Source organism: Silanimonas sp., from assembly GCF_027530345.1.
In the GTDB taxonomy this organism is placed as follows: Bacteria; Pseudomonadota; Gammaproteobacteria; order Xanthomonadales; family Xanthomonadaceae; genus Silanimonas.
This window is the reverse complement of sequence record NZ_JAPZQK010000052.1, coordinates 1-3835: the sequence shown is the minus strand read 5'-3', so window position 1 is coordinate 3835 and position 3835 is coordinate 1. Positions and strand designations below refer to the sequence as shown.

Genomic DNA, 3835 nt, shown 5'->3' with positions numbered 1-3835 from the left:
TTCCCCGGTTGCTTAATTTCAAGTCCCTTATCAATAATAACCGCCGTCTGGCCGAGGGTGCTCACGTAACCGCTTTTGTACACGACCACAAGCGCCCCGCCGTCGAAGGAATCGTTGGGATTTTCCTTGTAGCTGTTCGCGCCCGCGGAAACCAGACCGGAGACATCCCATCGCCAGGTAGTGATACCAGCCTTTGGATGATAACGAAGTTTACATGCTGTACTTGTAAGGAGCTTCGTACCATTGAAGGTGACGTCGTAAGCCGGCGCGTTCGAGTGATTGGAAGCGTAGAGATAGGCTGCGACAATCTCACCGCCATCCGTAGGGGCGCTAATATACCCAACATCCCCGATAACCGCAGTACCGTCGGCAGTCACGGCAGCGTCCTGATGAAATTGCACACCGCGGTAGGGCCCGCGCTGCACCGTGGCGAACGCATCGAAAACCTTAATCCTCAGAAACGAAGCCTGGTGGTATGCAGTGTTGACGTAGGTCTCTACAAGCTGATGCCCCGTAGGATCAGATTTACCGGTGTCAGGAGACGGAAGGGCGAGCGGGCCCCACGGATCATACTCAACATTGGGAGCTTCCGGCCACTCAATAAGCTTGCTGAGAATAGCGATTACAGTATCATACTGATTCAAGACCCAATAGGAATCTGGGATTTTGATCTTCGATGACGACCCGACATGAATGACTTTCACCGAGTCCGGCTTACGGCCCGATTCCATCGCGTAATCGTAGGCGCCTCGGACAAAGTTATTGCCCTGCGAGTAAGCGAAAAAGACCACCTTCCTACCTTCAACCAATACAGCATCAAGCTGCCTTCTGTGCTCTTCGTAGGTCTCAAAAGGGTCAGTTCCGTCCCCCAAAAACAACTCCGCCAGCACAGCCCCCGTATTCGATGCGAAAGAGTCAACCAAGGACTGCAAAACCAACTCAAGCTTGGTTGCCATCCAAGTAGGAGACGCCCCCATAAGTTCTGCCATCCAGCCGTCTGTGTAATCAGGACTCGCGTTAAAGTCCCAAAAAAGCTCCCAGCGTTTCGCCAATTCGGCATCGGCCTCGCTCGCGCGCTGTTCAAATATCTCAATAAAGTCCTTAAAGCCTTCGGTTTTATTGTAATAAAGCACGTATTCGATCGGATCTCCGGGGCCTTCTAGCGGATACTTTTCTCCGAACCGTTCTTCCAAAACAACCATACCTGCTTCGGCCGCGAACTTCGTGGTGTTGGCACCGTTGAAAAAAGCGAAGTGAATTCCTCTGGGGGAGCACTTAGAATCGTAGACCGGCCAATAATCGGGGAGAGGATCATGATAATCGAGGAGAGAATCCGCCCACGACACGCTGATGCAGGAAAGCATGATCGCCGTCGCGCTAGCGATGTCTCGGAACCATTTATTAATACTCACAATACTCTCCTTTCGGGGCGAGCCCGGTGGTGCCGTCTAGCAATTCATTAAAATCGAGATAAGCCACCGTCCGCTTTCTCGTGTTGGCGGTGACGCCTTCAAGCTCGGTCACCACGCGCTGTAATGACCTGGTAGTTGGCGGACCAGGGAAGTGCTTGACAAGGCAATTCAGCGAACGGGAGAGATCCTTGGAAATGGCCCCGGCCACGTCCACGTCTCCGATCGACCCAGCCAGCAAGGCTTCCTGTAGGTGCTTCGCAGACGCTAAGGCAGCTGTGCGTTGTCCAGTGCTTGTGTAATTCGCGGCAATAAAGGCTTCGATGTCGTCACGAACCCCGTTGTCATTGTTGTCGATGCCCGTCAGCGTATCGGAGCGCTCCAGTGTGGGGATCTTTCCTGCCTGCTCCAGCCCCTGAAGTATCGATCCCCAGGTGCTACCGGCAGTGCAGTTGCCAAGGGTCAGCGTGACGCCAAGCCTTGAACCTGCGGGAACAGTGCCTTGGAAATTGAGTTGAACCTCGCCATCGACCCGCAGGCTCGTCCCTGGTGCAGGGACGGAAAGAGCGAGCGATCCGTCGTTGAAGACCGTCGACGTAGGGGACGTGTTGACGGGAAGGTCCAACCCACTGACATCATTGATGCGAGTCACCCGGACCGCAACCGAAGACGCCGGTGTTGTGCCGGAGGCCTTCACGTAGACACGCACCGCGTTTCCGACGTCAATCTTCCCACCCTGCGTGGCCGCGTATCGAAGCGTATTGCCGCCATAGGTGAGGACGGCGCTGCCTTGCGCGTCGATCGTCAACGAGAAAGGCAGCCACGCAGCGCTTTGCCACACCTGCTGTCCCTTGACGGACATGGTCGCGCTCTGCGAGTCCGTGCCAAGGCCAAACTCCCAGTCAGCCCCTCCAGGCCTGCCGCCGCGGATCTCGAGCGCGGGCTTGCCGAGACCCGTGAATGGCCCGGCACACGTCAGGACGTTGGCAACCGCATCGGACGGCGCCGCGCCAAGACACCCCAGCGCTGCTGCAATAAATGAGAACAAAATTCTACGGTTCATGTCTCCTCCTCGTGATGAGTTTTGGCAATATTGACAAAAAGCGACGAGCAGCGCAAGCAGGCGTAGCACAATCATCGACGGGCAGCGGGGGACGTGGCCATGCCCGCCACTCTACTCAACCGCCGCAGGCCGGGAGATCGAGGCGCTGGCCGGGCCGCAGGGCATAGGGAGGCCGCAGGCCGTTCGCGCGGGCGATGCCTTGGGCGGTGCAGCCATGGCGGCGGGCGATCGCGCTCAGGGTGTCGCCGCTGCGGACGGTGTAGCGCTGGCCGCCGGTGGCGACGCGGGCGGCGTCGGGCACGGCGGGGCGTCGTGCCTGCACGAGGGCCAGGGCGCGCTCGGCGCGCGGCCCGTCGAGGCAGTTCGCGCGATACAGCGGTCTTGAACACCAGGACGACAAGTGGGCCGGTCCGGAACTCAACGGCCAAACGCGGCGCCACGCCCTCCGTGGGCAGGCGAACCCGCCGTCAACGATCGCGCTGCAGGCCACCGCGCTCGAGGTCGTGCTGCGTGACTACGGCTTCGGCGTCACCTGCGCGGTGCGATGTGATCCTGCGGGGATTCGCGGCGGGTGGCATCCCGGCCACGCGCGAGAGCTTTGCGGTGAGGACCGACGATCCCCTGGTGGTGTGGCAACTGGTCCGGGCGGGGCTGGGGATCGGGTTCCTCGCATGCGTGCCTTGCCGCTGGAAGGCAGCGCCGCGTACATCGGCAACAGGTAGGCGTTTGCCTACGCTGCGCCGAGCCGATGGCTTGCCCATGCGCGGGCGAAACGCCGATGGGCGGCGCTGAGGCCGCGCGCAACCCTGTGCAGCCGTTCATGCACAGGAGCGTTCCGTGGTGTGCCTCAGCGCACTGGAGGGACGCGCAACGCATCGCGCCGTCGGCACTGCAGCGACAGCGCGCGCGGCCGCGCCGAGCTACGCACCCCATGTTCCTGAACGCACGCTGCTGTACGCGCTGGTGCAGGCGCACTACCCGGACTTCCTCGCACGTCTTGAGGCGGAAGACCGCTCGCTGCCAGCCTACGTACGCGAGGAGTTCGAGGAATACCTGCGCTGCGGCGTACTCGACCACGGCTTCTTGCGGGTGGTGTGCGAGCACTGCCGTGCGGAGAGGCTGGTGGCCTTCTCCTGCAAGAAGCGCGGCTTTTGCCCGAGTTGCGGCGCGCGGCGCATGGCCGAGTCGGCGCGGCACTTGGTAGAAGAGGTGTTTGGCCCGCGCCCAGTAAGGCAATGGGTGCTGAGTTTTCCTTACCCCTTGCGCTTCCTGTTCGCCAGCAAACCTGAGGCCATCGGCCCGGTGCTGGCGCTCGTGCATCGCGTGATCGCGGGCTGGCTTGCTGACCAAGCGGGCGTCGAGC

4 protein-coding genes are annotated in these 3835 nt (G+C 60.6%); 1 reads left to right on the top strand and 3 read right to left on the bottom strand.

Features of this window, described 5'->3' with window-relative positions; translation table 11 throughout:
- From O9255_RS14600 to O9255_RS14590, 3 genes are all read right to left on the bottom strand, one after another.
- Positions 1-1412 (bottom strand): hypothetical protein (locus O9255_RS14600; protein WP_297867598.1); only part of this gene is annotated, 1412 nt, incomplete at its 3' end.
- Complete coding sequence (locus O9255_RS14595) at positions 1402-2547, bottom strand: choice-of-anchor W domain-containing protein (protein WP_297867597.1); 1146 nt, start codon at positions 2545-2547, stop codon at positions 1402-1404. The genes O9255_RS14600 and O9255_RS14595, both read right to left, overlap by 11 nt.
- A gap of 40 nt (positions 2548-2587) precedes the next feature.
- A complete protein-coding gene (locus tag O9255_RS14590; RefSeq protein WP_297867596.1) occupies positions 2588-2872 on the bottom strand; it encodes a LysM peptidoglycan-binding domain-containing protein in 285 nt (94 codons plus the stop codon).
- A 548-nt stretch (positions 2873-3420) separates the two neighbouring features.
- On the opposite strand from O9255_RS14590, the gene O9255_RS14585 reads away from it, so the two are divergent.
- Positions 3421-3835 (top strand): transposase zinc-binding domain-containing protein (locus O9255_RS14585; protein ID WP_297867599.1); only part of this gene is annotated, 415 nt, incomplete at its 3' end.